Genomic DNA, 25280 nt, shown 5'->3' on the forward strand with positions numbered 1-25280 from the left:
CATGAACAATGAACAGCAGTACATGCAAAGAGCCTTGCAACTGGCGGAGTACGGGCGCGGCAGCGTAAGCCCGAATCCGATGGTGGGTTGCGTGATTACCTGCCATGACCGGATTATCGGGGAAGGCTGGCACCGCCGCTACGGGCAGGCCCACGCCGAGGTAGAGGCCGTGCGCGATGCCCTGGCGCGGGGCAACGAACCGCTGCTTCCGCAGGCTACCGTTTACGTCACACTCGAGCCGTGTTCACACGTTGGCAAAACCCCTCCCTGTGCCGATTTGCTGGTTGAAAAAAAGGTAAAACGGGTGGTAGTCTGTAATGATGACCCGAATCCGCTGGTGGCGGGAAAAGGCTTACAACGATTACGAGAAGCGGGAATAGACGTACAAAGCGGACTGCTGGCGGAGCAGGGAAGGGAGCTGAATCGTCGTTTTTTTACCTTCTTTGAACAGAAACGGCCGTATGTTATCCTGAAATGGGCCGAGACCGCTGATGGCTTTATAGGCGGGACTGACCGGAAGCCGGTGGCCATCAGCGGGGAGTATTCGGGCGTGCGGGTACACCGCTGGCGCTCCGAAGAAGATGCCATTCTGGTGGGAGCCGCCACGGCGCTTGCTGACAACCCCCGCCTGAATGTGCGCCACTGGGCGGGTTATAACCCGGTCCGGATTGTACTGGACCGTCAACTGCGCCTGCCCGCTACCCTGCACTTATTTGACCAGTCGCAGCCCACTATCATTTACAACCATCTGCGGTCGACGCCCCCGGAAGCTTTCCCGGTGCGGTACCCGCAGGAGGGCGTTAATAAGGTAGCTTACGCCCAGTACCCGCCCGGCGGAGAAGAAATAAGTGAAATACTGACGGACCTGTACCACCGTAAAATTCAGTCGGTACTGGTGGAGGGAGGAGCCGCGGTACTTACGGCCTTTCTGGAAAGTGGGCTGTGGGATGAGATTCGTCGCTGCCAAAGTACCCTGCGCCTGGGCAATGGCGTAAAAGCCCCCGCTCCGCAGGGGGTACTTAGTGGTTCTGAAAAAGTACAGCAAGACCTCTGGACCTACTACCGCAACGCCTGACGAACCCCGCCAACCCACACCTCCTGCACCCGAATAGCCTGGTCTAAAGCCAGCAGGTCGGCCCGGTAGCCGGGCCGGATATAGCCTAGCTGGTCAGCCATGTTCAGCTGACGGGCCGGGTAGGCCGTGGCCATCCGGAAAGCTTCGGCCGGGTCAATCCCTACCTGGTTAATACAGTTCCGGACGGCGTCCAGCAGGGTAATAGCCGACCCGGCCAGCCGCCCTTCGTCGTTGAGGAAGCGCTGGCCGTCGTAGTTAATATTAAATCCTTCGAATTCAAACCGGGTACCGGTATAGTGGGCAAAAGTGGCGTCGGAGATTAAAAACAGCCGCTCACCTAGTAGTTTTTTGGCAATGCGCACCGCCGCATAGTCGCAGTGGTAGCCGTCTACTATAATACTGGCGTGAACATCGGTCCGGTCAAAAAGGGTACCTATGGCACCCGGTTCGCGACTTTCGAGCGGACGCATGGCGTTGTAGAGGTGAGTTGCCAAACCAAAACCTTTATCAAAGAAGTGGTTCAGTTCCCGGAAGGTAGCATTGGTATGACCGGCGGCAATAGCCCAGCCGCTGCTTTTGAGCAGTTTTAACAGGCTGTCGTCAAAGCATTCGGGGGCAATGGTCATTACCTTTACCGCTTTTTCTCCTTTCCGGATCAACTCTTCCAGTTCTTCCGCGGTTGGTGGCCGTACCATGTCTTCGCTGTGCGCGCCGCGTTTGGCCGGATTAATAAACGGCCCCTCCACGTGCAGCCCCGCCACTCCCGGCAGGCCCCGGGTCCAGTACTCTTCCACTACCTCAATGGCTTTCAGGATGCGCGCGCGGGACGTGGAGAACAGGGTGGGTACCAGGGTAGTAGTACCATCCTGCAGGTGAGTCTGGTGCATATTGGTCAGGGCCTCTACCGACAGGTCCCGGGTCAGGAAGCCGGTGCTGCCACCGTACAGTTGAAAGTCAACCAGGCCCGGCAGGAGCCACGCTCCGGCCAGGTCGTGGGTGGGAAGGCTGTCCGGCAGTGCGTCAGCTGAGGTAACTGCTTTGATTAAACCATCCTTTATCCAAACCGCTGCTTTTTCCAGTACATCGTCGCCCGTAAAAACAAGGGCATTCAGTAGGGCTACTTCATTGTTCATAGGTCGTCTTCGGAGTTCCAGATTTCCCAGGCCTTTTCGGCCTGCAGGTGCAGCATTTTCAAACCACTGTGGTTCGCTGCGCCCCGCTCGGCGCCCTTTTTCAGGAAGAGCGTTTCCAGCGGATTATATACCAAATCATATAGCAGGTGGTGGCGGGTAAGCAACGCGTAGGGAATGGGCGGTGCTACCTCTGTTTTTGGGTACATCCCCAGGGGAGTTGTATTGATTATTAATCGGTTTGCTATCATTACATCGTCGGTAAGCTCTTCGTAGGACAAGGCTCCCTCCGTCGCCTGGCGCGAAACCAGGGTAAAGGGTATCCTCAGGTCTTCCAGGGCTGTCATAACGGCCCGGGCAGCACCGCCGTTTCCCAGTACCAACGCCCGCAGGTCCGGGTCGGTTTCGGCCCGGTGGTCCAGCCATTCGGCCAGCGATTCCATAAATCCGTAGTAGTCGGTATTGAATCCTTTGGTAGAACCGTCAGGGTATACTTTGATGGTGTTTACCGCGCCAATACGCCGGGCCGAGGCATCGTCCAGGTCATTAAGAAGCGGCAAAACGGCCTGCTTATGCGGAATAGTTACATTGAGGCCACACAACCCAGGCGTAGTAGCGAGCAGGGCGGGCAAGGCTTCAACGGATTCTATTTCGAACAAGTCGTACTGACAGTCTTTGATACCTTCTTTTTCAAACTTGGCCGAGAAGTAGTTTTTGGAAAATGAATGGGTCAGGGGATAACCAATCAGACCGTATTGCTTCATGTTAGTTCTGGATTTACGCAGGGGAGGGAATTACTATAAACGGTTTTGGACCCGAAATATACAAAAAATCCAAACCCCACCGGTGGCGGGGTTTGGATAGGGAATAATGCCCAGGTGATTATACTACTTTGGGGCTTACTAACCGGCTCTTTACAAACTGCCAGACGATAGGAAGCACTGAGATAAAAATAATACCTAAAACAACCTTCTCGAAGTTATCACGTATGAAAGGTATACTGCCCAGGAAGTACCCGGCCAGGGTTAATCCTACTACCCAGAGAAGGGCACCTACCACATTGTAAGTCAGAAAAATCCGGTAGTTCATTCGGCCAACTCCGCCTACAAAAGGTGCCAGCGTACGGACAATGGGTACAAAGCGGGCTATCACGATGGTTACAGCACCATATTTGTCATAAAAGCCCTGGGTTTTCTCGATGTGCTCCGGTTGCACGAAGTTCTTGCCGAATATTTTGACTCTGAGCGCTTTGATACCAAAGTATTTGCCAATCAGATAGTTACAGGTATCCCCCAGAATAGCAGCTATCAGCAAAAGGACAATGACAGCCCACACGTTCAGGGATTCGGGATATTGCGCTGCCAGCATACCGGCGGCAAAAAGCAAGGAATCTCCGGGCAGAAAGGGCATGAATACAACCCCGGTCTCCACAAAAATGATCAGAAAAAGGATAATGTACGTTATTGCTCCATAATCCTGAATAATTTGTCCCAGATGCTTGTCCAGGTGCAGGAAGAAATCTAATGCTTGGCTGATAATCTCCATTGTTTTTTTGTTTACGGCTACAATTCGCAGTCCGGATAAGTTAGAGTTTAGTTAATTGAACCATACTGGTACTTCTTAACGAATCGGGAGGGTTATGCACTAAACTACGGATCGGTATCTATTTGTTAGCGGGAATCTTCCACTTTTGCCGGGTTTTTTGATTCAGAAAGTGATTGAACGTATCACCCCGCAGTCCTAACCGGATGGTTTCCAGGGGGATAATTTCGTGAGGAGCGATGTTTCCCAGGTTGACGTCGGTGCCCAGTAATTTTACAAACCACACCTGCTGCTCTTTCTGAGGAGCTTCCCACAGGATTTTCTCAAAAGGTATCTGGGTCAGAATTTCTTCTACCAGTCCCTGACGTACCTCTCCGCTGGACCGGAACAAACCGACGGTTCCGGCTTCGCGGGCTTCCCCGATTACTTTCCAGGCCCCGGCTTCAAGTTCGGCCTTCATCAGTTGAATCCACTTGTAAGGCGGGATAATCTTCTCTTCATCCTTTGATCCTACTTCTGACAAAACGGTAACCTGCTTGGCCAGCGTACTTATATATTCACATTTTACATCCTGAGGCATTTCCAGCGAACCATCCGATACCTCCGCGTGCTGCAGACCGTACTTGTCGAGCAGGCGACGGTAGTCATCAAACTGATTCCGGACGATAAAGGCTTCAAATAGCGTACCACCAAAATAAACCGGCACATTGGCCGAACGGTATACAGCCAGTTTTTCGGACAGATTGGGCGTAACAAATGACGTAGCCCAACCCAGCTTAACTATATCAATATAGGTAGTGGCTACCGACAGCATGTCCTCTACTTCGCGTATGCTGAGGCCCTTGTCCATAACCATAGTAATACCTTTGTCGCGGGGCTGTACTGAGCGGTCAGGTACCTGTGATAGTTTAAAATTCATATAGTAGGACGACAAAAGAGAGTATCAAAAATCGCCCAAAGGTAGTGATTACCTTTAATACGTAACAATAAAATACAGGGAATACACCAACATAGCTTGCAAATTCTGTGTATTTTACTATTTTTATAAAAAAGAACCACCCAGCCCACTAGTACTTAAAAGCACACTGAAATATGAGTGATATAGCCGAAATGAACCCCCGCCTCCAGTTTTTGCGTACCCAAATCGGGAATGATATGAGCAGGAGCATTTCGCCGGTTGGGCGCTGGCTCAACGGAACCCTGCGGGAGGCCCGCTACGGAGCCCTGAGTGTCGAGTTTGAGATTAAAGAATATATGACCAATCCTATGGGAATTTTGCACGGGGGAGCCGCCGCCGCCATGATGGATGATGTAGTAGGTACCATGGTTTTTGCCCTGGGGCGGGAGTTTGCCTATACCTCCGTCAATCTTAACTGCGACTTCCTGAACCCGGCCCGCCTGGGCGAAACTATAACGGCCCATTCCAGGGTAATCCGGGCGGGCAGGAACATAGTCCACTGCGAATGTGAAATCCTGAACGGGGAGGGGCGTATAGTTGCCAAGTGTACTTCCAACCTGATTCAGACGGGACTACGACTGCCGGATTGATTTTTACTCACCAGCCTGCGGTGACCCCTGCGCCACCGGGGTAGTTACTCGTACATATCCCTGGTGTCGGCCTGGGCGAGTTCTACCAGAAAGCCCCCAATCTTTTGGGTGACATCCTCAAAGTACTTCCTGCCTTTTTCGGCGGTAGCTTTGTGGGGGAGGCCTACGCCGGTGTCGGCCGTTACCTGGGTCCATTTTCTTTCGGCCCAGGCCCAGCCTTCCCGCAGAGCGGTCACTTTGAATTTTTTTGCGCTGCCATCGCCGGCTTCTTCCAGCGGAAGTACCAGGTCGGGGCGTAGGTACAGCAGCAAACTGGTCTCCATTTCGTCGGCGTGGTCACCGGCTTCTTCAAAGTACTGTTTCTTGTCCAGTACCTGAAACCACGAGCAGGTACAGATAAACATTTGTGGGTAGCGTACCCCCAGCTCCCGAATCATGGTTTTGAAGTCGTTGCCGCCGTGGCTGTTCAGCAGGAGCAGCTTATGTATACCCTGCCGGTCCAGTACTTCTATGATATCTCTGAGTATGGCCAGCTGCGTGCTGGGGTGCAGGTTCATATCCAGCAGGATGTCGGTTTGCCCGGTATTGACCCCAAAAGGAATGGTGGGTAGTACCACTACTTTTGCCCCCTGCTCCCACGCCACCCGCGCCGACTCGGCCGCTATGTGGTCCGCTTCAATGACATCGGTCGCGTAGGGGAGGTGGTAGTTGTGGGCTTCGGTTGCGCCCCAGGGCAGCACGGCTACTTCAATCGTGGCTTCTTTCAGGGCTTTCCAGTTGGTTTCGGCAAGTAGGTAAGGACGCATACAAGTACTTTGGTTTGGTATAAAAGCTGCAACAGCCCCTATTTTAACACTTTTTAAGGAGGCTATTCTGCAAGCGGCCGCCTGCGAAAGGCCAAGGCGGTCCTGGGCACCCGGCAAGATTTAGGCGATGGAAGCGTAGAAAGGGATAATTTTCCGCTTTCTTTGACACATTAATTATCCTGAATCTCCTCCATGAAATTTTTGAGAATCTTGCTTAGAATCCTCGCCGGGTTAGGGCTCGTACTAATTATTGTTCTCCTGTTTCTGGTTACGGTGGTTGACCAGTCGCACTACCAGGACCAGAGCTTTTACCAGCAGTGGAAACAAAATATAAATCAGGTAAAAATAAGTGCAGCGGATACGGCAGGACCCCTACAGGTAGGCTGGGCCCGGATAAATATTACCCCCTCAACTCCCACCCCCATGGCGGGCTATGGCAATCGCTGGGGCAAAGCCTACGAAAGTGTGCATGATTCCGTCTACGTCCGGGCCATTGTTCTGGACAACGGTACCAGCCGGGCGGCCCTAATCACGGCTGATTTGCTGATTATTCCCCCAACCGTTACGGAGCGGCTTAAGTGGAAGCTTAAGGCTATTAACTTTTCCTTCGACCAGGTATATCTGGGAGCTACCCATAGCCACAACAGCATCGGGGGCTGGGGCAATACCATTACGGGCGAATTATTCGCGGGGGATTTTGATCCCAATGCGGTGGAGCAAATCGCGCAGGCTATGTTTCTGGCGATTACCCGGGCGCGGGACGCGCAGGCCCCGGCCACTATGACCTACCGGGAAACCGTTGATTCCGTCAATGTCCGGAACCGGCTGGTCGGGGAGGAAGGTACCGTTGACCCGGAGGTGCGTACCCTGCAGTTTACGACCCGCGAAGGTAAAAAAGCCCTGCTGACTTCCTACTCGGCTCACTCCACCCTGTTGGGTTCAAAAGTTATGGCGCTCTCCCGCGACTATCCCGGCCTGCTGGTTGACTCGCTGGAGCGCAGTGCCGCCAGTTTTGCCATGTACATGGCCGGTGCCGTAGGTAGTATGGGACCTGTGGAGCGGGGCAAGGATGATTTTGAGGAAATGGTCAATCAGGCGGCGGGCGTGCAACGATCGGTTCTGTCGTCCGGGGCTATCGAAGAGGTCCAGGCGGGTTCGTTGATCCAGTCGCTGACGCTGGCCTTGCCCCTGCGGGAACCCAAGCCCCGCCTGACCCGGATTTTTGCGCTACGGCCGTGGGTATTCCGCTGGGCCTTTGGCGATTATCCCGTTTACGTCAAGGCGCTCAGAATTGGAAACGTACTGATGGTGGGGCTACCCTGCGATTTTTCGGGAGAACTTATGGCCGACCTGGACGCCTACGCTAAAAAGCAGGGGCTGAATCTGATGGTCACCAGCTTTAATGGGGGGTACATTGGCTACATCACCCACGACAGGTACTTTGAACGGGATACGTACGAAACTATCACCATGAACTGGTACGGTCCCTACAACGGAGCTTACTTTCAGGAAGTTGTTCGGGATATTGTGGATAAAATGAAGTAGTAGTTGTTAGCGTATTGGGTACTTTATACTATAAAAATAAAACTATGGGGGCAACTCGCAGCTTTACTCTACCAGGCAGAACAGGGCTTCTGCTGGTACTTTTACTCCTACTAATCAGACCGGAAAGCATGGCACAACAACAGGCCGTTCGGGTGGCCGTAGCGGGCATCAGCCACGGGCATATCGGTTGGATATTTAACCGGAAAGATAAAAAAGACATTGAGCTGGTGGGAATCTACGAAACCGACCCGGCGTTGGTAGACAAGTTTGTAAAGCGGTACGGACTGGACCGCAAGCTGTTCTACGATAATCTGGACAAAATGCTCGAAGCGACCCGGCCCGAAGCCGTTACGGCTTTTGGCCCTATTAATGAACACATAAAGGTAGTACGGGCCTCCGCTCCCCGCAAAATACACGTCATGGTGGAAAAACCCCTGGCCACCACGATTAAGGACGCCCGTGAAATAGCTTCCCTGGCCCAAAAGCACGGTATTAAGGTATTGACTAATTATGAAACTTCGTGGTACTCGAGCAACCAGCATGTGTACCAGCTGGCAGAGGAAGGAAAGCTGGGGGAGATTCGGAAAGTAATGGTCAACGATGGTCACCAGGGCCCAAAGGAGATCGGCGTAAGTAATGAGTTTTTTGCCTGGCTGACTGATCCCGTCCAGAATGGCGGCGGCGCCCTTACCGATTTTGGCTGCTATGGTGCCAACCTCATGACCTGGCTGATGAAGGGCGAGCGCCCGCTGTCGGTGACGGCCGTAACACAACAAAACAAGCCCGATATTTACCCCAAAGTAGACGACGAGGCTACCATTATTTTGCAGTACCCCCGGGCACAGTGTGTTATTCAGGGCTCCTGGAACTGGACTTTTGCCCGCAAGGACATGGAAGTGTACGGTACCAAAGGCTACGCCGTTGCCGTAGACCGCACCACGGTCAGGCAGCGACTTCAGGAAAAAGCTCCCGAAGAGAAGTTAAACCTTGCCCCGCGTCCGGCCCCTTTTGAAGACCCTTTTTCGGTACTGGCCGATGTGGTGCGGGGACGACTGGTGCAGGATCAAAACGATCTCTATGAACTACCTATCAATGTGACGGTAGTGGAAATACTGGAAGCCGCCCGGGAGTCGGCCCGGGCGGGGAAGAGGGTGGTTTTAAAGTAAGGTTACGTATATAGGTAGATTTATAAACCGGGAGTTTTTCTTTTGCCAGAATAGAAAAGGTACTGTAAAATCGAACCCCCGAAGAGGGCTTTAGTGTAGCAGCTTTTAGACAACTCAAAACACTATTTATAGCTGGTATGACCGTTATTTTTAGAACTACGAGATTTTTTCACGCATAATGTGTATTTAATTCTACACTTTATTTTGCGCTTTGGGAGGGGGTACAGGTGGCATGCTTTTCATAGAGAATACACCAGTTGTTTACTCTAAAATTCTACCAATTTCCTTATGAAAAGATCCATTACCTTATGCCTTCTGGGAGCTACACTCATGCTCGGAGGCTGTGCCCGCCAGTACCCTGTTTTCAACCAAATGCCTGCTCCTGAAAGATTTGCCCACGCTGAAAAAGCGACACCGGCTCCAGTAGATCAAGTTACAGTTCAGGAAGCAGCTCCGGTAAATGAGTCGGCACCAGCCCGCGTTTCTCTGCAAACCGAGGAAGTAGCCAGCGTAAGTCAGAACCCACAGGTATCGGCTGTTCTGGAAAAGAATACGCCCAAGCAAATTGACGCGCAGCTCGAAAAAGCACTGGCTACTACTGCCGGACAAAAACTAATGGCTAATCCGGCTATGGCCGAGCGTATACAGAAAGTACGTGCTATGATGGCGCAGCCCGAAGTACAAAACATGCAGCCAACCCAGGCTGAAATCGGAAAAGCCCAGAAGATGGCCGACAAAGCTATTAAAAAGCACATGGCTCCCGAGGCTGCCAAGGCTCTTAGCCGCAACCTGACCATTGGTCTTATCCTGATTGCAGTAGCCATTGTACTGGCTCTGATTCCGGGCCTGGGACTGGTATCTACCATTGTCGGGGTAATTGGTCTTATCCTGATTGTGCTGGGGCTGATTAATATGGCCTGACGCACCAATAAAAGCGCTGATTTCAGCAAACGAAGGAATATGCACGCCAGTCGGGACTTTTTTGGTCCCGATTGGCGTTTTTTATGAGATCCATCCTCCCAACTCCCGACATGAACCTACTGCTGCTGGTACTGATTACTGCTTTTTCAGCCTTAACTCCCGTAAAAATGCCTACCCTGACCATTGATATTACCAACATAAAAAAATCCGGAGGCAGCCTGCGGGTAGCTGTATTTAAGCCAACGAGTACCTTTGGCGGCAGCAAACCGGACTTTCATAAAATTATCCCCATTGAAAAACCAGCCTCCCAGCGTCTGACCTTCGAACTAGAGCCGGGAAACTACGCCGTTGCGGTGTATCACGATGTAAACAACAACGATAAGCTGGATAAAAACCTGGTGGGCTACCCCCGCGAACCCTTCGGATTCAGTAATAACTACCGACCCGTGCTGTCCGGACCGGACTTCAGCGACTGTAGTTTTGAAGTAGGTAGTACCAATAAACAAATAGCCATCCGGCTCCTGGATTAAGTACCCCGGAGCCGCCTGTTCATGGCCGGGCAAAGCTTTAAGGTACCGGTTCGGAGATTAAAGTTTTCCTGTACCTTTGCGGCATGAAAACCTATTGGCGATTACTTTCCTACGCTCGTCCGCTGCGGCAGTTTATTCTTCCTTTTTTTGTTACCTCACTGCTGGCGAGTGTATTCGGAATCCTGAACTTCACCCTGCTAATTCCCCTACTTAATATACTCTTTAATCAGGTTAGTCCGGCAGAGACGGCGCAAATGACCCAACTGCCCGAACCATCGGCGACTCTGGACTACCTTATTGACGTTTTTAATTACTACTTCGGGCTGGTCATGCGGCAGTACGGCCGGGCTGGGGCGCTGCAGTTTGTGTGTGCTATTATAATCGCCTCCGTATTGATGTCCAATATTTTCAGGTACCTGTCGGCCCGGTTGCTCGAGAGCTTCAAGGTTAATATGGTAGCCCGGCTGCGGCAAACAGTATTTGATAACGCGGTGGGGCTGCACCTGGGATTCTTTTCCAATGAGCGCAAAGGCAACCTTATTTCGCGCGTGTTGACGGATGTGCAGGAAGTCGAGAATTCCATTGCCAACACCTTTTCCGCCGCTTTTAAAGAATTCTTTACCCTGGTGGTGTACCTGTTCGCCCTGTTTAAAATATCCGTCAGCCTCACCCTGTTTGCCTTTCTGATCATTCCCATTACAGGTACTTTTATTGCTTTTATTGTAAAACAAATGCGTAAGGACGCCCGGGAAGGCCAGAACCGCCTGAGTGGGCTCATCAGCCTGATGGACGAAGCCTTTGGGGGTATGCGGGTAGTAAAAGGGTTCAACGCGGAAGGGTTTATCCGGGGAAAATTTCAGACAGAGAATGGAGCTTATAAACGGGCCATCCGCTCGATGGCCTACAAGCGCGAAATGTCCGCGCCCTTTTCGGAATTTATGGGGGTGACGGTAGTAGCTATAATTCTGCTGTACGGAGGTACCCTGGTACTTTCCAACACCTCTGACCTGACCGCCTCGCAGTTTATTTTTTACATCGCTACCTTTTCGCAGGTTATGCGGCCGGCCAAAGAAATTTCCAACGCCTTCAGTAATACCCAGCGGGGAATTGCTTCGGGAGAGCGGATACTCGAACTGGTAGATACCCAAAACATGATTGCCGACAGCCCCCAGGCAAAGCCCCTGGAAGAATTCAGGGATAAAATTGAGGTGCGAAATGTATCGTTTGAATACGAATCGGGTACCCCCGTCCTGAAAAACATAAGTTTTACTATGCCGAAGGGCAGGACCATCGCGCTGGTGGGTTCGTCGGGGGGCGGGAAGTCGACCATTGCCGACCTGGTACCGCGCTTTTATGATCCCAGCCGGGGACAGATTTTGATTGACGGACACGACCTGCGCGATATTACTACCGCTTCCCTGCGGAAAAAAATGGGTATCGTTACGCAGGAGTCCATTCTTTTCAACGATACCATATTTAACAACATCGTTTTTGGGTCAGAGGCCTCCGAAGCCGAGGTCGTGGCGGCCGCAAAGATTGCCAACGCTCACCATTTTATTTCTGAACAACCCGATGGCTACCAGACCATCATTGGGGATCGGGGAGCCAAGCTATCGGGCGGGCAGCGCCAGCGGATCAGCATTGCGCGGGCTATTCTCAAAAATCCGCCCATCCTGATTCTGGACGAAGCCACCTCGGCTCTTGATACCGAGTCGGAGAAGCTGGTACAGGAAGCCCTCACCAACCTGATGCAAAATCGTACCGTACTGGTGATTGCCCACCGCCTGAGTACCATCCAGCACGCCGATGAGATTTTGGTGGTGCATCAGGGGCAGATCATCGAGCGGGGTACGCACGATGATCTGCTTGGCTATACCGACGGTTTTTATAAGAAGCTGACGCTCATGCAGGGAATGTAAAAAAGTGGCTGAATTATGAATATTAAGTCTCCATTCGTAATTATTGGCACTCCATTTGCTCGGGTTGCTTTTGATAGTATATTACAGAGCATCTTTGGTTACTTTACTCCTCTATGCGTACATTTTACCTTAGGTTTGGATTGCTTCTGGCAGTCTTTGTGTGTGGTACCTTTAAAGAGATTTCAGCAGGAGGTATAAAGCCAAAAAATTGGCCCCAGGCTACCGAAAGGGTAATTCAGAGGGAGCACAGTGGAGAAAACAGTCAGGCGGTTAATCAGGGAAATGATGCCTCCGGAGTCATACTCCTGACACCCAGCCAGCAACAGGTGGTGTCGGAGTGGGTAGCTTTGCGCTGGGTCATTCAGCGGGAGAAAGCCCACGAAAAGTACCTTCTTTTTGTCCGGGATCTTACGGTCAATGCAACCATCGTGGAAGAGTTGGAAATTCCAAAAACCAGTTCTGCCTTTGGAATAGGGAATTTGCAGCCCGGGCACCAGTACGAGTGGGGAATCAAGGCGGTTAATTTGGTTGATCCTGCTATTACCTCCAGCACTACCACGCAGTTTAGCCGGACCGAAAGCGCTGAGCACAGCATTACGTTAGGTACTATTCCCAATCCATCCGTATGTGCCGGGGGTACAATTACGCTTCCCTATACCGTAGCGGGTTATGCCAATACCGGGCTGCAATCCTTTATTTCAGCGGGTACTACGCCCAACGGTTTTCTTTCCGAAAGCTCAGCTACCCAAACTCCCGAACATATCAGTACCCAGTTTTCCCAAACCGGAGAAAATTTCCTCGTCAGGACCTGTATCGTGCAGAATGATCTGGTGGGGTGTAGCAAGGCTTCAGAGAGTTTCAGTGTCCGGAGTGCCGGTACTGTTTCTGTTTTGAACCGGTCTGGAAGCACTTCGAGTCTGGCCTGCGAAGGTACTGCGGTTACCTTACGCGCTCTGGTACAGGGAGGGGCGGCGGGGCAGCCCCGTACCTACCACTGGTTAAAAGATGGCTGTCATATTATTGAAGGAGCTACCGATTCAACGCTGACCGTAGAAGAAGCGGGAAGGTACCAGGCGGTAGTGACCTCGGAAAGCGGTTGTCAGAGTACTTCGCCGGAGCATACAGTTAAATACACCACGGCTGAGGTACCTCCGGTCCTGGAAACGAACCAGTACGACGGCTTCCGCTGTTCGTGGGACGGAGCTTATATCAAAAGCAATACAGTCGGGCAGGGAGCCACCTATACCTGGTACCGCAACGATCAGGTACTTCTCACTTCTTCTGATCCAGTATTGTCCATCTCGGAAGAGGGTACTTACAAAGTAAAAGTCGCCAGCGCTACCTGTGATGTGACCTCTTCGCCTCTGGAAATCAAAACCAGTTCCGCCCTCGCCCTGACCATCCAGACTTCCGATCCTTATATCTGTGAAACTAGTCCGGAGGATAAGTACCTCTTTGCTGATATACCGCAAACGGAAACCGGAAAGATGCGGTACCAGTGGCTGAAAGACGGGGTAGCCATTTCCGGTGCCGACCAGGAATTTTTGTATACCCGTAGCCCGGGTAGCTATACCCTCAAGGTCCTGATTGGTAATTGTGAAATTCTCAGCAATTCCGTAGGGCTCCTATACGGTAATCCGCCCCAGCCTACGATCCTGAACGGCCAGTTTCCGGTAAAGGATACCCTCTACATTTGTGCCGCCGAAACCGTAACCCTACTGGCCGACGTTCCGCCGGGCGGAGTAGTGTACTGGAAAAAGGGAGATATTTTTGATAATACCAGCAGCCTGTACTGGGCTATTACCGAATCAGGTACTTATCGGGCCGTAGTGTATACCAGCAGCCAGCCGGGGGCCTGCTACACGGAGTCCAGGCCCGTAGAGGTTGTCCTGGGCAGCGAAATGGTGGTCAATCTGGAGGGTGACAGTCTGTTGTGTGGTTCCAATAAAGCGTTTCTCAGGTACGTGGGTCGTACCGGCAGCCGGGAATTTCAGTGGTATAAAGATGGCCAGGTAATGGTAGGAAACACATTTCCTAACTTTTATATCGACGAGCCGGGTACCTATGCTTTACAGATCAATACCCATACTGGTTGTCAGGGCAGGTCAAAGCCCGTTACCGTCACCAGTACCCCTACTTTAGCCCGACCCATTACGGTACTTGGCGAAACGGACCGCTGCCAGTCCGGGGGCGTACCGTTGCGTTTCTCTCCGGGTATGGTAGGTACTGTGCAATGGAAAAAAGACGGGGTTACCATTCCCGGTGCCAGTGCTGATTATTACTACGCCCTGTCGAGCGGTTCTTATAGCGTGGAGGTAACCAACGGAAGTTGTCATTTTACTTCACCCCCTGTACCTGTAACCATCCGTAAACCGGTATCTGCCGTAATATCCGGCAACAGAACCAATGCCTTCCCCAATATGGAAACCCCCTTACTGGTTGAACTGGCAGGAGATGGCCCTTTTAACCTTACGTTTGGAGATAGTACAGTTATCAAAAACGTAACCGGAACTACCTACCAGCGAGTCGTATCGCCCAGTGTAACAACCACCTACGGGCTTACCAGTGTCAGCGGGCCCTGCGGTACTGGTACCGTAAGCGGACTGGCCGTAGTCAATGTGCTGAATAGCGAAGTATTCAGTGTGCAAAGCGGTGCCTGGGACGACCCTGCTACCTGGAATTGCAACTGTATACCTACCGATGAGCATGATGTTGAGATCCGGGAAGGTCATACAGTTTTTATTTTTGAAGTTCAGGCCCAGGCTAAAAGCCTTAAATTTAGTGGTGGCGAAATTTTCTATCCACTTAAGCAAGAATTAAAATTTGGAAAATGACCTGACTGGAGCTAGCCAAAACCAATAAAGTCTCCCAGTTAACCAAATTGTTTTTAAAGAAAAAAATACTATTTATATGAGGAGAGGTATACTTGTTTGGGGAATAATGCTGATAACCCTGATGGTCTGGCAGGAGGCCGTTGCTACCGATTTGAAACCAATAAATCTCCGTTGCGAATACCGCGAAAATCCGGTTATTGATGTACCGGCTCCCCGCCTGAACTGGGTGCTTTCTACCCAGGAACGGAATCAGAAGCAGTCGGCCTACGAAATAGTCGTGGCCAGCTCACCCGATTTGCTCAGTCCCGAGTCCGCCGACCTCTGGTCCTCCTGCCCCGTTAAATCCGAACAGACTACCCATATCGAATACCAGGGAAAGCCCCTGCGGTCGCGTCAGGTTTGTTACTGGAAGGTGCGAAGCTGGGATAAGAGCGGCAGTGTTGGCGAGTGGAGTGACGTAGCCCGCTGGGAAATGGGCCTGCTGGCCAGAACCGACTGGAACGCCGAATGGATAGGTCTTAACCTTAATCATCTGGGCCGGGATATTCCCTACAATGGTTCCAATTATCACCTGCCCCCTGCCCCTTACCTGCGAAAAGAAGTACAGGTAGAAGCGGGCTTTGTCAAGGCCCGGCTGTACGTGACGGCCCTGGGTTTGTACGAATTCTCTATCAACGGCCAGCGGGTTGGTCACGACTACTTTACCCCCGGCTGGACCGATTACAACAAGCGGGTGTACTACCAGACCTACGACGTCACGTCGCTGCTGCAGCCCGGCTCCAACGCGCTTGGTTCGGTCTTGTCGTACGGGTGGTATGCCGGGTACCTGGGCTACGCGCTGCTGGTAGGCAACCCGGTAGTAAGAGCCTTCTACGGAGAGGTACCGGTACTTAAGGCGCAGCTGGAGGTGGAGTATCCGGATGGACGGCGGGAGGTAATCAAAACCGACGGCTCGTGGAGAGCAAACCAGGGCGCCCTAAGGGAAACCGACATTCTGAACGGAGAAACCTACGACGCCCGTCTGGAACTGGGGGGCTGGCAGCAGCCCAATTACAACGACCACGACTGGACCACATCCGAAGTGTTTGCGGATAAAGCCGACCGCCTGGTGGAAGCCTATCCGGCCAATCCCGTACAGGTGACTGGTACCTTATATCCCAAAAGCATTTCCGAACGGTCCGAAAATAGGTACATTTTCGATATGGGGCAGAACTTTGCCGGTATAGTTCGTATCAAAGTAAAAGGGGAAGCGGGAGATGTGGTAAAACTACGGTTTGGCGAAATGCTTCAGGATGGATGGCTGGTAACTGAAAATCTACGTAAGGCAAGAGCCATTGATACCTATATCCTTAAGGGCGATCCGGAGGGAGAAACCTGGGAGCCTCAATTTACCTTTCACGGTTTTCAGTTTGTGGAAATATCGGGTTTAAGGAACGTACCAACCACCGAAACCATCACCGGGCTGGTGCTCGGGTCAGTTACCCCGCAAACGGGTACTTTCGAAACCGATAACGACATGGTTAATAAGCTGTACAGTAACATTGACTGGACCCAGCGCGCCAATTTTCTGGATATTCCCACCGACTGCCCCCAACGGGACGAGCGCCTGGGCTGGACGGGCGACGCCCAGGTATATATCCGTTCGGCGGCTTATAACCGCGACGTAGCGGCATTTTTTACCAAGTGGATGGTTGATCTGAACGATGCCCAGTGGGGCGAAGGGCCTTACAATGGAGCTTTTCCCCTCTACGCACCGCGCCCCAACGTTCGTAATAACGACTCCTACTCTCCGGGTTGGATGGAAGCAGGCATTATTTGTCCCTACGAAATTTTCCGGAGCTACGGTGATACCCGCCTGCTGGCCAAAGGCTGGGATAACATGGTACGTTTTATGGACTTTCTGGAGCGGCATAGTGGCGGCCGGTATATTTTCAAAGAAAATTCATTCCGGAATATTGACCCGAATGGAGGCTTCGGTGACTGGCTGTCGCTGGGTAAGAAATCTTCGCCCGACCTGCTGGCTACCATGTATTTCGGCTACAGCGCCGGCCTGATGGCCGAAATGGCCGAGGCTCTCGGTAAGGCCGGTGACGCCCAGCGTTTTCGCGAAATGCACCGAAAGGTACAGACCGCCCTCCAGACCTACTACACCAACGGAAGCGGTCAGCTTTATTCCAACGAAGCCGCCTACGGCCGGGGAGATGGCTATATTCATGACGGTACCGGCTTTACGGGCCACTCCCAAACGGCCTACGCCAACGCCCTTTACATGAATATTATTCCAAAGACCATGCGGCCCAAAGCAGGTGCCTATCTGGCCGACCTGGTACGGCAAAACGGAGGAAAAATGTCCATTGGTTTTCTGGGAGCCAAGCAACTACTGCCGGCTCTTTCGCAGGAAGGGCACTCAGATGTAGCGTACCAGCTGTTTTTAAGAAAAGAATTTCCTTCCTGGGGTTTTGAAGTTGTTAACGGTGCTACCACTATCTGGGAGCGCTGGGACAGCATGGACCCAAACGGTAACTTTACGGGCAATGGCTCCATGAATTCGTTCAGCCACTATGCCTTTGGGGCGGTGTGTGAGTGGATGTTTGAATACGCTGCCGGAATACAGCCCCTGCAGCCAGGCTTCAAGTCGTTGCGCATCCGGCCCGAAATAGCAAAGGAGGGTCTTACTACTTTAAAAGCTACCTACCAGACCCTCCACGGGGAAGTACTTTCATCCTGGAAAAAAGAAGGTCAGAGTCTGGCCATGGAGGTGAGGGTACCGGTCAACACCACCGCCGAAGTTCACATTCCGATGGCAAATCCACAATCGGTTCGGGAAGGGGGGCAGCCGGTACTTGGCAGCAGCAACTGGAAAGTAAAGGGAGTTCAGAAAGGGTATCTGGTAGTTGAGGTTGGTTCAGGATATTATCAGTTCTCCTCGCAACTACCCTAAGTGTATAATGCTAACCAGGCAGAAGTCAGGTAGTACTGTTAGAAAGGTACTACCTGACTTTTTTTATTTACCTGAAATATTTTTCCAGCGCCTTGTCTTCGCCTTTCCACTGGGCTATGTTGGCCAGGCTCTTGAATAAGGCTTTCCAACCATGGTAATTTTACCCTCCTAAGTCCGAAAGTACTTGTCAAATATTTTGTGGTAATGCCAGCCGTTGCCACCTTGTGGCACCGACCAATGCTGGAGCCATGAGCCTCCTTTTTTGCCTGCCTGTTGCTATTTAATCAAATTTTTTCCTGATTTCATACAAGTACTATAAAAATAGTTTGCAAACTATTTTTATAGTACTATCTTTGGTATATGGAACTGGAAAAACTAACTAACAAGGAAGAAGAGGTGATGCAGGTACTTTGGAACCGACAAAGTGCTTTTGTGAGAGATATGCTCCCCCACTTCACCGACCCGCCCCTGCACTACAACACGCTTTCGACCATTATCCGGAATCTGGAAGAGAAAGGGTACGTGGCGCACCGGCAGTACGGTAACACCTACGAGTACTATCCGGCGGTGAACAAGGAAGAATATCAGAATAAGTACGTACTCAACAAGGTAGTCAGCAACTATTTCAATGATTCTTACAAAGACCTGGTTGCCTACTTTGCCAAACAGGAAAAAGTAAGCCCCGACGAACTGCGGGAAATAATCCGGATGATTGAAGAAGGAAAGTAAAGAACCTGAATTTTATCCCACCTATACCTATACCCATGCTGCTTCCCTACCTGCTCAAAGTAAGCCTGCTCCTGGCCGCCCTGACGCTGGCCTACCGCTGGCTCATTCAATACGAATCCTATTCCGGACTTAACCGTGTACTGCTGTGGCTGAATGTACTGGCCGCCTGGACGCTTCCCCTGATTCCGCTGGCTACCTGGGGGCCGGTAGAGGTACAGCAGGAGTTTCATAGAGTGATACCGGAAGTAATCAATAAAGTACCTGTCTTCGTTGGAGAAGCGGCTCCCGCTGCTTTGGCTCCGGCTATTGCGGCAACCCAACCGACCACCACCTGGGGCGTGATGGACTGGCTATTCCTTGTGTATGGAATTGGCTTACTTATTTTTTCAGCCCGCTTCCTGTTCCAGCTTTTTAGAATGCTGCGCGCCCTTTGGCGGCTTCCTTCCGAGCGCCTGGAAGGTGGCGTTATTCTGGTGCGGGATGCCCACACCGCCTCTCCCTACTCCTTTTTTCGTTGGATTATCTTTAATCCCGAAAAACACGGACTACTTGAATTGCAGCATATTCTGGCCCACGAGTCAGAGCACGTACGGCAATGGCACAGCCTGGATCTGCTGCTGGCCGAAGTACAGCGGATAGCGCTGTGGTTCAATCCGTTCAGCTGGGTACACCAGCGGCTGGTGCAGGGCAACCTCGAGTACCTGGCCGACCGCGCCGTGCTGGACAGCGGCTTCAATAAAAAGCAGTACCAGGTCAATCTGCTGAAGGCCGCCCTTCAAACTAATGAACTTCCGCTGACCAATTCCTTTGCCCAATCACTACTCAAAAAACGTATCAAAATGATGAACAAGCAACCTTCCCGCCTGTGGGTGTGGGGCAAGTATACCTGCCTGCTGGCGGTGCTGTACCTGTCTTCGGCCTTTGTGGCACCGTACCGTACACAACTCGTGGCACTGGCCCCGGCTCCCATTCAGCCGGTAGTAAGCGCCCTGATTGAGGAAGCAACCCCGGTTCAGGAAACAGCCCCGGAACCAAAAGAAATACCTGCTCCTGAACCCGTTAAAGAACCGGCCGTAGCTGAAGTAGTAGAGGATAGCCTCCGGCAGGGAAATTCGAGTAAATGGACATTGGTACAGAATAAAACTCTTTATTGGGTAATCCCGCCCAGGGCTACCTGGGACGATATCAATGCTATTAAAAAGGATGTGGCGGAGTTTGGAGGCGAAATGAAAATCAACGGCCTTCAGTACGACCCTTTGAACCTGTTTCTTACCAAAATCAATTTAAAAATTAATATACCGGGTAGCAGTGGACAAGGCGACGAAGAAGGAAGTACCTATACTCCCGCAAAGGGCTATTCGGGCTATATTGGAGCGGGTGGGTTAGGAATGGGTCCTCTTCCTCCGCAGCCTCTATTGAAAGCTATGCAGGAGGACTACGAGACGGCCTTGAAGTTGAAGGAGGAACACTTTCCTGAGTACGCGGAGGATAGTTTAAATAAAATCATTCACAATAGGGAGGGCAGAGGTTTTGGTACCAGTAGGTACTCTAAAAAAGCATTCGAAGGGGAGAGCGCACAAAGAAATTTGTCTAAAAATGGTGTTGGGAAATCTCCTGTGGGTACTTTACTAATAACAGATAGGTATAAGGACGCCGAGTTTTATCTAAATGGTCAGCCTTCGGGATATGCAGAGGTGAATAAGGTACCCATTGAGAAGATTTACTCGGTAAGTGTCAAGAGCGTAGGGGAGGTAGATAAATATATTCTGGTATTCACGAAGTAAAGCTGGACTTTTATGAAAATCTCTCTATCCTTATCGGGGCTATTAATCTCCTTGTGTCTGCACAGCCTGACGCTTCACGCGCAGGATACGGTGCGGCTGGCGTTTAGTTCAAATTCTGACTTTCGCTCTAAGATTTCCCGATCTGGCCTGATGCTTGAAAAGACAGATCAATTTGCCGGGATACCCGATGCAGTGGAGTGGAGCGTATTTGTAATGAACCTGCAAAGACAGCAATCCACCTATACCAACTTCAAAAAAGGGTACTATACCGAGGAGCAGTATCAAAAGATAGTGAATCTGTATAAACACGATACGGTGAATGTATACAAAGGAAAAGATATTAAAAACGCACTACCAGTACTGTCGGCTCTGTTTCCTGATAACAGAAAGTTAATTATACCCGATCTCAACTTTAATAATGACTTTGGCGATGACAAAGTGTACGAGTACAGGGTAACTGATTTCGATGCAGCCTTCCCCATTGATTCCATTGAGACCCTAAAAGTAGACTACGACTACTACTATGGTGATAAGATTTATAAAAGGCAGCTCCTATTTAAAATTTCGCCGACTACCCAAGGTTCGGGATTTACCGACTCTAAGGAAAAGCGACTGCAGGTAAAGTTTGTAACTGACGAGTCAAGAAGTGCACGTGTGGCGCTTGGTGGAATTGAATATGAGTTTAAAATAGGTCTTGCATGGGATGTAGCCGCCGATTATGGACAAGCTCGTGCGGTATATGTCAAAGATGTACAGCAGGACAAGATAATCTCATACAACCCTCTTTTAAAACTAGGTAAGTTCTTTCCCTTGGGTGAAAAGCAGGTAAAGATTGACAATGTTTCCTACTTCGGAGATTCGGCATTACTGATTGTCGAGAATGCGGAAACAGCCACGAAAGGTACTCGTCAGGGTGAGCAATTGCCTGACTCGACGCAGCAAGTACTTCATAAGGTACTCAACCAAAAGACTGACTACACCCTCATTGACTTCTGGGGAAGCTGGTGCGGTCCTTGCATAAAGGCACTGCCGGATTTACAGAAGGTACATACTAAGTACAAGGACAACCCGAATTTCCAGTTGGTCAGCGTAGCTTATGAGCAGTCAAGGGACCTGAAAGCGCTCAACAACCTGGTAGGGAAGCACAACATCACCTGGCAAAATATAGTAGAGTACCAGCCAAAGCAGGGAGAGGTGTACGACTACAACCGTCTGGTGAGCCATTTTTCGGTTGAAATATTTCCGACAACAGTACTACTCGACAAGCAGGGGCGAATTATCTATCGCGACTCCGGGTCGGATAGTTTTGAACGGTTGAATGAGGTACTTAAACGGGAACTGGGGTATTGATTGAAAAGTGGGTCTGGTAGATACATGGGGTCTAACAGAAAAATTCCGGCAAATGATGCAAGTGGTGAAGCGCTGAATAGTAAATTAGCGGAAATACTAAGCGCTAAACCCGATGAAAAATATAGTACTGTTGTTTGTCCTCCTTTCCTTCCCGGCTTTTTCCCAAAAACAGAAAGTGTGGCTTGACGCCGACACGGGCAATGAAATGGACGATGTATACGCTATTGTCCGGCTTCTGTGGGCGGCTGACCGGCTGGATATAGTCGGGCTAAGCTCAGCCCACTTCAACAACGCCGACCTCGTAGCATTTGACAAATGGAACCAGTACAATACCGCCGGTCTATCGCCTGTGCGGGTCAGCCAGGAACTGAACGAGGAAATCCTTACGACGATGGGGCGGCAGCAAATCCCGCATCCGATGGGGGCCGACCGGCAGATGGGCCGTGCCTGGGGTGGGTTTCAGCCGCGCCCCTCAGCGGCTACCGAGGGTATGATGCAAGCCGTAAAATACTTGGGAGCCGGGGAGAAACTGGACATCCTGACCCTGGGTGCCCTTACCAATGTAGCTTCACTCATTGCGCTGGACTCGACGGTAAAGTCCCGCATCCGGGTGTATTCGCTGGGAGGCGGCTATGATTTTGCCAAAAAAGCCTGGAACAAGAACGAGTTCAACGTCCGCTGTGACCTGAATGCCTACGACTTCATGTTAAACCAGGCTAACCTGGACTGGACCGTCATGCCCATCCATTCGGTGATGCATTATAAATTTGACCGGGAGATGGTGTATGAGAATTTCGCTGATAACAATCCTGTGGAGCAACTGATGGAAAAGCGCTGGCGCGAAACCAACCCGCAGGACAAAACCCGTACGCTCTGGGATTTGGGTCTGGTACAAGCCTACCTTTTACCCAAGCTGGCTCCCGTTGCTACGGTAGCTTCCCCATCCGAAAATACGCAACCTACAGTAAAGATTTTCACCAAACTGGACGCCAAAGGCATGAATGCCGACTTTTGGGAACAGGTAAAGAAGCACCGGTAGAAATAACCTGCTAACCTCGATTTGCAATCGGGACGGTCCCCGCTTGGGTTCAATCTATTTGCGTTTAAACCGGGACGCGTAGTTGCTAAAGGATGACGCACCGATTACAAATCGGTGCGAGCCTAGTGAGCAAGTAAGTACAGTGGCACCGTTTTTTCAACAGTGCCACCGCTAATACACCCTACGAGTACTTCTCAAACTTATCAAAATCCGGCTTGCGCTTTTCCAGAAAGGCGTCACGCCCTTCTTTGGCTTCTTCTGTCATGTAGCCCAGTCGGGTCGCCTCGCCGGCAAATATCTGCTGCCCCACCAGTCCGTCATCAATGAGGTTAAAGGCGAATTTTAGCATCCGGATGGCCATCGGGCTTTTTTCCAGAATCTCCTGCGCCCACTGGTAGGCAGTGCCTTCCAATTCGTCGTGCGGTACTACGGCGTTGACCATTCCCATTTCGTAGGCTTCCTGGGCGGAGTAGCTGCGGCCGAGGAAGAAAATCTCCCGCGCCCGCTTCTGTCCGATTTGCCGGGCCAGGTAGGCCGAGCCATAGCCCGCGTCGTAACTGGCAACGTTGGCGTCAGTTTGTTTAAAAATAGCGTGCTCTTTACTGGCCAAGGTCAGGTCACACACCACGTGCAGGCTGTGTCCGCCCCCGACGGCCCAGCCGGGTACAACGGCTATCACGGGTTTGGTCATGAAGCGAATCTGTCGCTGTACTTCCAGAATATTGAGCCGCGCTACGCCGTCTTCGCCCTTGTAGCCACCGGTACTGCGGGCATTCTGGTCGCCCCCGGAGCAGAAGGCATACACGCCGTCTTTGGGCGAAGGCCCCTCCCCCGACAGCAGTACCACCCCAATAGTTGGGTCATTTTTAGCATCCTCAAAGGCATCATACAGTTCAAATACCGTTTTGGGACGGAAGGCATTGCGTACCTCCGGCCGGTTGAAGGCGATTCGGGCTACGCCGTTTAGCTTTTTATAGGTAATATCTACGTAGTCTCCGGCGGATTTCCACTCTAATGCTGACATCTGATGTATAGTTTGTTTAGTAGGAACAAACTGACCAAATTTTGGCGAGGATTCAAATAGTTTTTTCAGGAAATATAGAGATTGTTACGAGGGAAGTATGGGGCTGGAGTGCGAAGGAACAGGGCGAGCTGGCCCTTTTGATCAACTCAGGTATTTCCTTTTCCCCCTGGTATAATTTTAGTTTCTGTAACGGAAGGCCTAACTTAGGCGCTCAGTCTTTTTACTACTACAACTAAATCAGCACTATGGCTAGTAAGGCGATTAAACCCATCGTAACCCTCACGATTAATCCGGCAGTGGACAAGAGTACTACCGTCGAACGCCTCGTTCCCGACGATAAACTACGCTGTGATAAACCTAATTTTGAGGCAGGAGGAGGTGGTATAAACGTGGCGAAAGCCATCCATCGGCTGGGAGGGAAGCCGCTGGCGGTATTTACCGCCGGAGGACCTTCGGGGCAGCGGCTTCAATCGTTGGTAAAAGCAGAAGGTGTTGATATTGAAGTAGTTGAAACCAAAGAATGGACCCGGGAAAACCTTAATGTGGTTGAAAAGGCCACCGGATTACAGTACCGGTTCAGTATGCCCGGCTCCAAACTGATGCCCACGGAGATAGATGCTATCCTGGACACGCTTCGGGAGGGTGATACTCCTTCCTTTATAATAGCCAGTGGAAGCCTTTCGCCGGGTGTACCTACCGATTTCTACGGAAAAGTAGCTGAAATAGCCCGTGAGCGAGGCTCGCGCTTTGTGGCGGATACGTCAGGAGAGGCGCTCCGGCTCGCCAGTGAAGCGGGCGTATACCTGCTCAAGCCCAATATAACGGAACTTTGCCAGCTGGTAGGTACCGAAAAACTGGAAATGGATGAGGTAGATGACGCCGCCCGGGCGCTTATTATTCGCGGACATTGTGAGGTAGTAGTTGTGTCTATGGGGCCCATGGGAGCCATGCTGGTCACTGACGACCAGGTAGAGCACATACCGGCTCCTCCCGTAAAAAAGAAAAGTACCGTCGGTGCGGGCGATAGTATGGTGGCCGGCATGGTCTATACGCTTTCGCAGGGTAAGTCGGTGCGGGAAGCGGTACGAATGGGCGTAGCCTGCGGCTCGGCCGCCACCATGAATCCTGGTAGCGAATTGTTTAAAATGCAGGACGTAGGCCGTCTGCTCGACTGGCTCAACCGCTACGGCAAGCGCTATGCGGTACCGGTGAACTAGCCATTAGTTTTTAGCTATTAGCCTGGCAAGTACCTTCTACCTATACGCCGGTAGAAGCAGACGGACCTGGATGAAGCTAAGTAGCTATTAGAAATTAGCTTTTAGCTGCCACGGGGCACACCCGTTTGTTTTATATAGTGTTGTATAATAGTACCTTATGAATAACTCTAATGCAGCCTG

General features: G+C 51.3%; 20 protein-coding genes. 14 read left to right on the plus strand and 6 right to left on the minus strand.

The window, feature by feature from the left end:
• Position 1: 1 nt before the first annotated feature.
• Positions 2–1075 (plus strand): bifunctional diaminohydroxyphosphoribosylaminopyrimidine deaminase/5-amino-6-(5-phosphoribosylamino)uracil reductase RibD, encoded by a 1074-nt coding sequence (ribD, locus tag VGN67_RS11415; protein ID WP_327486956.1) that lies wholly within the window; start codon positions 2–4, stop codon positions 1073–1075.
• Here ribD and nagA read toward each other — a convergent pair.
• The 4 genes from nagA to VGN67_RS11435 all read right to left on the minus strand — a co-directional run bounded on the left by nagA (position 1060) and on the right by VGN67_RS11435 (position 4666).
• Complete coding sequence (nagA, locus tag VGN67_RS11420) at positions 1060–2208, minus strand: N-acetylglucosamine-6-phosphate deacetylase (protein ID WP_327486957.1); 1149 nt, start codon at positions 2206–2208, stop codon at positions 1060–1062. The genes ribD and nagA overlap by 16 nt on opposite strands.
• On the minus strand, positions 2205–2969 hold the full coding sequence (aroE, locus tag VGN67_RS11425; RefSeq protein WP_327486958.1) for a shikimate dehydrogenase: 765 nt from the start codon (positions 2967–2969) through the stop codon (positions 2205–2207). The genes nagA and aroE overlap by 4 nt, the downstream gene beginning before the upstream one ends.
• Positions 2970–3087: 118 nt before the next feature.
• The gene (locus VGN67_RS11430; protein ID WP_327486959.1) at positions 3088–3750 is read right to left on the minus strand and encodes a DedA family protein; all 663 of its coding nucleotides are present in this window, start codon (positions 3748–3750) and stop codon (positions 3088–3090) included.
• A gap of 118 nt (positions 3751–3868) precedes the next feature.
• On the minus strand, positions 3869–4666 hold the full coding sequence (locus tag VGN67_RS11435) for a phosphosulfolactate synthase (RefSeq protein WP_327486960.1): 798 nt from the start codon (positions 4664–4666) through the stop codon (positions 3869–3871).
• 173 nt (positions 4667–4839) lie between these two features.
• Between VGN67_RS11435 and VGN67_RS11440 the strand changes: the two genes are divergently transcribed.
• A complete protein-coding gene (locus VGN67_RS11440; protein ID WP_327486961.1) occupies positions 4840–5295 on the plus strand; it encodes a PaaI family thioesterase in 456 nt (151 codons plus the stop codon).
• Between the two features lie 44 nt (positions 5296–5339).
• Here VGN67_RS11440 and VGN67_RS11445 read toward each other — a convergent pair whose 3' ends face one another.
• Positions 5340–6101 (minus strand): creatininase family protein, encoded by a 762-nt coding sequence (locus VGN67_RS11445; protein ID WP_327486962.1) that lies wholly within the window; start codon positions 6099–6101, stop codon positions 5340–5342.
• 210 nt (positions 6102–6311) lie between these two features.
• Here VGN67_RS11445 and VGN67_RS11450 point away from each other — a divergent pair, with 210 nt between their 5' ends.
• The 11 genes from VGN67_RS11450 (at position 6312) to VGN67_RS11500 (ending at position 22859) form a co-directional block, all read left to right on the plus strand.
• Positions 6312–7646, plus strand: a complete 1335-nt coding sequence (locus VGN67_RS11450) for a neutral/alkaline non-lysosomal ceramidase N-terminal domain-containing protein (RefSeq protein WP_327486963.1) — start codon at positions 6312–6314, stop codon at positions 7644–7646.
• A gap of 128 nt (positions 7647–7774) precedes the next feature.
• Complete coding sequence (locus tag VGN67_RS11455) at positions 7775–8812, plus strand: Gfo/Idh/MocA family oxidoreductase (RefSeq protein ID WP_327486964.1); 1038 nt, start codon at positions 7775–7777, stop codon at positions 8810–8812.
• A 288-nt stretch (positions 8813–9100) separates the two neighbouring features.
• A complete protein-coding gene (locus VGN67_RS11460) occupies positions 9101–9733 on the plus strand; it encodes a hypothetical protein (RefSeq protein ID WP_327486965.1) in 633 nt (210 codons plus the stop codon).
• 83 nt (positions 9734–9816) lie between these two features.
• On the plus strand, positions 9817–10263 hold the full coding sequence (locus VGN67_RS11465; RefSeq protein WP_327486966.1) for a DUF2141 domain-containing protein: 447 nt from the start codon (positions 9817–9819) through the stop codon (positions 10261–10263).
• An 83-nt stretch (positions 10264–10346) separates the two neighbouring features.
• Positions 10347–12182, plus strand: a complete 1836-nt coding sequence (locus VGN67_RS11470) for an ABC transporter ATP-binding protein (protein ID WP_327486967.1) — start codon at positions 10347–10349, stop codon at positions 12180–12182.
• Between the two features lie 113 nt (positions 12183–12295).
• Positions 12296–15016 (plus strand): hypothetical protein, encoded by a 2721-nt coding sequence (locus VGN67_RS11475; protein ID WP_327486968.1) that lies wholly within the window; start codon positions 12296–12298, stop codon positions 15014–15016.
• Positions 15017–15122: 106 nt separating this feature from the next.
• Positions 15123–17957: a family 78 glycoside hydrolase catalytic domain gene (locus tag VGN67_RS11480; RefSeq protein WP_327486969.1), complete on the plus strand. Its 2835-nt coding sequence runs from the start codon at positions 15123–15125 to the stop codon at positions 17955–17957.
• A 366-nt stretch (positions 17958–18323) separates the two neighbouring features.
• The gene (locus tag VGN67_RS11485) at positions 18324–18686 is read left to right on the plus strand and encodes a BlaI/MecI/CopY family transcriptional regulator (protein ID WP_327487131.1); all 363 of its coding nucleotides are present in this window, start codon (positions 18324–18326) and stop codon (positions 18684–18686) included.
• A gap of 35 nt (positions 18687–18721) precedes the next feature.
• Entirely contained in the window at positions 18722–20470 is a 1749-nt protein-coding gene (locus VGN67_RS11490; RefSeq protein WP_327486970.1) for a M56 family metallopeptidase, read from the plus strand.
• Between the two features lie 12 nt (positions 20471–20482).
• Positions 20483–21820 carry a TlpA disulfide reductase family protein gene (locus VGN67_RS11495; protein WP_327486971.1) on the plus strand — a complete coding sequence of 446 codons (1338 nt, stop codon included), beginning with the start codon at positions 20483–20485 and terminating at the stop codon, positions 21818–21820.
• A 112-nt stretch (positions 21821–21932) separates the two neighbouring features.
• Positions 21933–22859, plus strand: a complete 927-nt coding sequence (locus VGN67_RS11500; RefSeq protein ID WP_327486972.1) for a nucleoside hydrolase — start codon at positions 21933–21935, stop codon at positions 22857–22859.
• 181 nt (positions 22860–23040) lie between these two features.
• On the opposite strand, the gene VGN67_RS11505 is transcribed toward VGN67_RS11500, so the two are convergent.
• Positions 23041–23883 (minus strand): 1,4-dihydroxy-2-naphthoyl-CoA synthase, encoded by an 843-nt coding sequence (locus VGN67_RS11505; protein WP_327486973.1) that lies wholly within the window; start codon positions 23881–23883, stop codon positions 23041–23043.
• Positions 23884–24128: 245 nt separating this feature from the next.
• Here VGN67_RS11505 and VGN67_RS11510 point away from each other — a divergent pair, with 245 nt between their 5' ends.
• The gene (locus VGN67_RS11510) at positions 24129–25100 is read left to right on the plus strand and encodes a 1-phosphofructokinase family hexose kinase (protein ID WP_327486974.1); all 972 of its coding nucleotides are present in this window, start codon (positions 24129–24131) and stop codon (positions 25098–25100) included.
• Positions 25101–25280 lie beyond the last annotated feature (180 nt).

Origin of the sequence: Telluribacter sp. (assembly GCF_035998675.1) — a bacterium.
Lineage (GTDB): Bacteria > Bacteroidota > Bacteroidia > Cytophagales > Spirosomataceae > Telluribacter.

Excerpts from the sequence above, each read along its gene's own strand:
- ribD (WP_327486956.1), top strand. The coding sequence starts at position 2 with ATGAACAATGAACAGCAGTACATGCAAAGAGCCTTGCAACTGGCGGAG.
- nagA (WP_327486957.1), bottom strand. The coding sequence starts at position 2,208 with ATGAACAATGAAGTAGCCCTACTGAATGCCCTTGTTTTTACGGGCGAC.
- aroE (WP_327486958.1), bottom strand. The coding sequence starts at position 2,969 with ATGAAGCAATACGGTCTGATTGGTTATCCCCTGACCCATTCATTTTCC.
- VGN67_RS11430 (WP_327486959.1), bottom strand. The coding sequence starts at position 3,750 with ATGGAGATTATCAGCCAAGCATTAGATTTCTTCCTGCACCTGGACAAG.
- VGN67_RS11435 (WP_327486960.1), bottom strand. The coding sequence starts at position 4,666 with ATGAATTTTAAACTATCACAGGTACCTGACCGCTCAGTACAGCCCCGC.
- VGN67_RS11440 (WP_327486961.1), top strand. The coding sequence starts at position 4,840 with ATGAGTGATATAGCCGAAATGAACCCCCGCCTCCAGTTTTTGCGTACC.
- VGN67_RS11445 (WP_327486962.1), bottom strand. The coding sequence starts at position 6,101 with ATGCGTCCTTACCTACTTGCCGAAACCAACTGGAAAGCCCTGAAAGAA.
- VGN67_RS11455 (WP_327486964.1), top strand. The coding sequence starts at position 7,775 with ATGGCACAACAACAGGCCGTTCGGGTGGCCGTAGCGGGCATCAGCCAC.
- VGN67_RS11460 (WP_327486965.1), top strand. The coding sequence starts at position 9,101 with ATGAAAAGATCCATTACCTTATGCCTTCTGGGAGCTACACTCATGCTC.
- VGN67_RS11465 (WP_327486966.1), top strand. The coding sequence starts at position 9,817 with ATGAGATCCATCCTCCCAACTCCCGACATGAACCTACTGCTGCTGGTA.
- VGN67_RS11470 (WP_327486967.1), top strand. The coding sequence starts at position 10,347 with ATGAAAACCTATTGGCGATTACTTTCCTACGCTCGTCCGCTGCGGCAG.
- VGN67_RS11475 (WP_327486968.1), top strand. The coding sequence starts at position 12,296 with ATGCGTACATTTTACCTTAGGTTTGGATTGCTTCTGGCAGTCTTTGTG.
- VGN67_RS11480 (WP_327486969.1), top strand. The coding sequence starts at position 15,123 with ATGCTGATAACCCTGATGGTCTGGCAGGAGGCCGTTGCTACCGATTTG.
- VGN67_RS11490 (WP_327486970.1), top strand. The coding sequence starts at position 18,722 with ATGCTGCTTCCCTACCTGCTCAAAGTAAGCCTGCTCCTGGCCGCCCTG.
- VGN67_RS11495 (WP_327486971.1), top strand. The coding sequence starts at position 20,483 with ATGAAAATCTCTCTATCCTTATCGGGGCTATTAATCTCCTTGTGTCTG.
- VGN67_RS11500 (WP_327486972.1), top strand. The coding sequence starts at position 21,933 with ATGAAAAATATAGTACTGTTGTTTGTCCTCCTTTCCTTCCCGGCTTTT.
- VGN67_RS11505 (WP_327486973.1), bottom strand. The coding sequence starts at position 23,883 with ATGTCAGCATTAGAGTGGAAATCCGCCGGAGACTACGTAGATATTACC.
- VGN67_RS11510 (WP_327486974.1), top strand. The coding sequence starts at position 24,129 with ATGGCTAGTAAGGCGATTAAACCCATCGTAACCCTCACGATTAATCCG.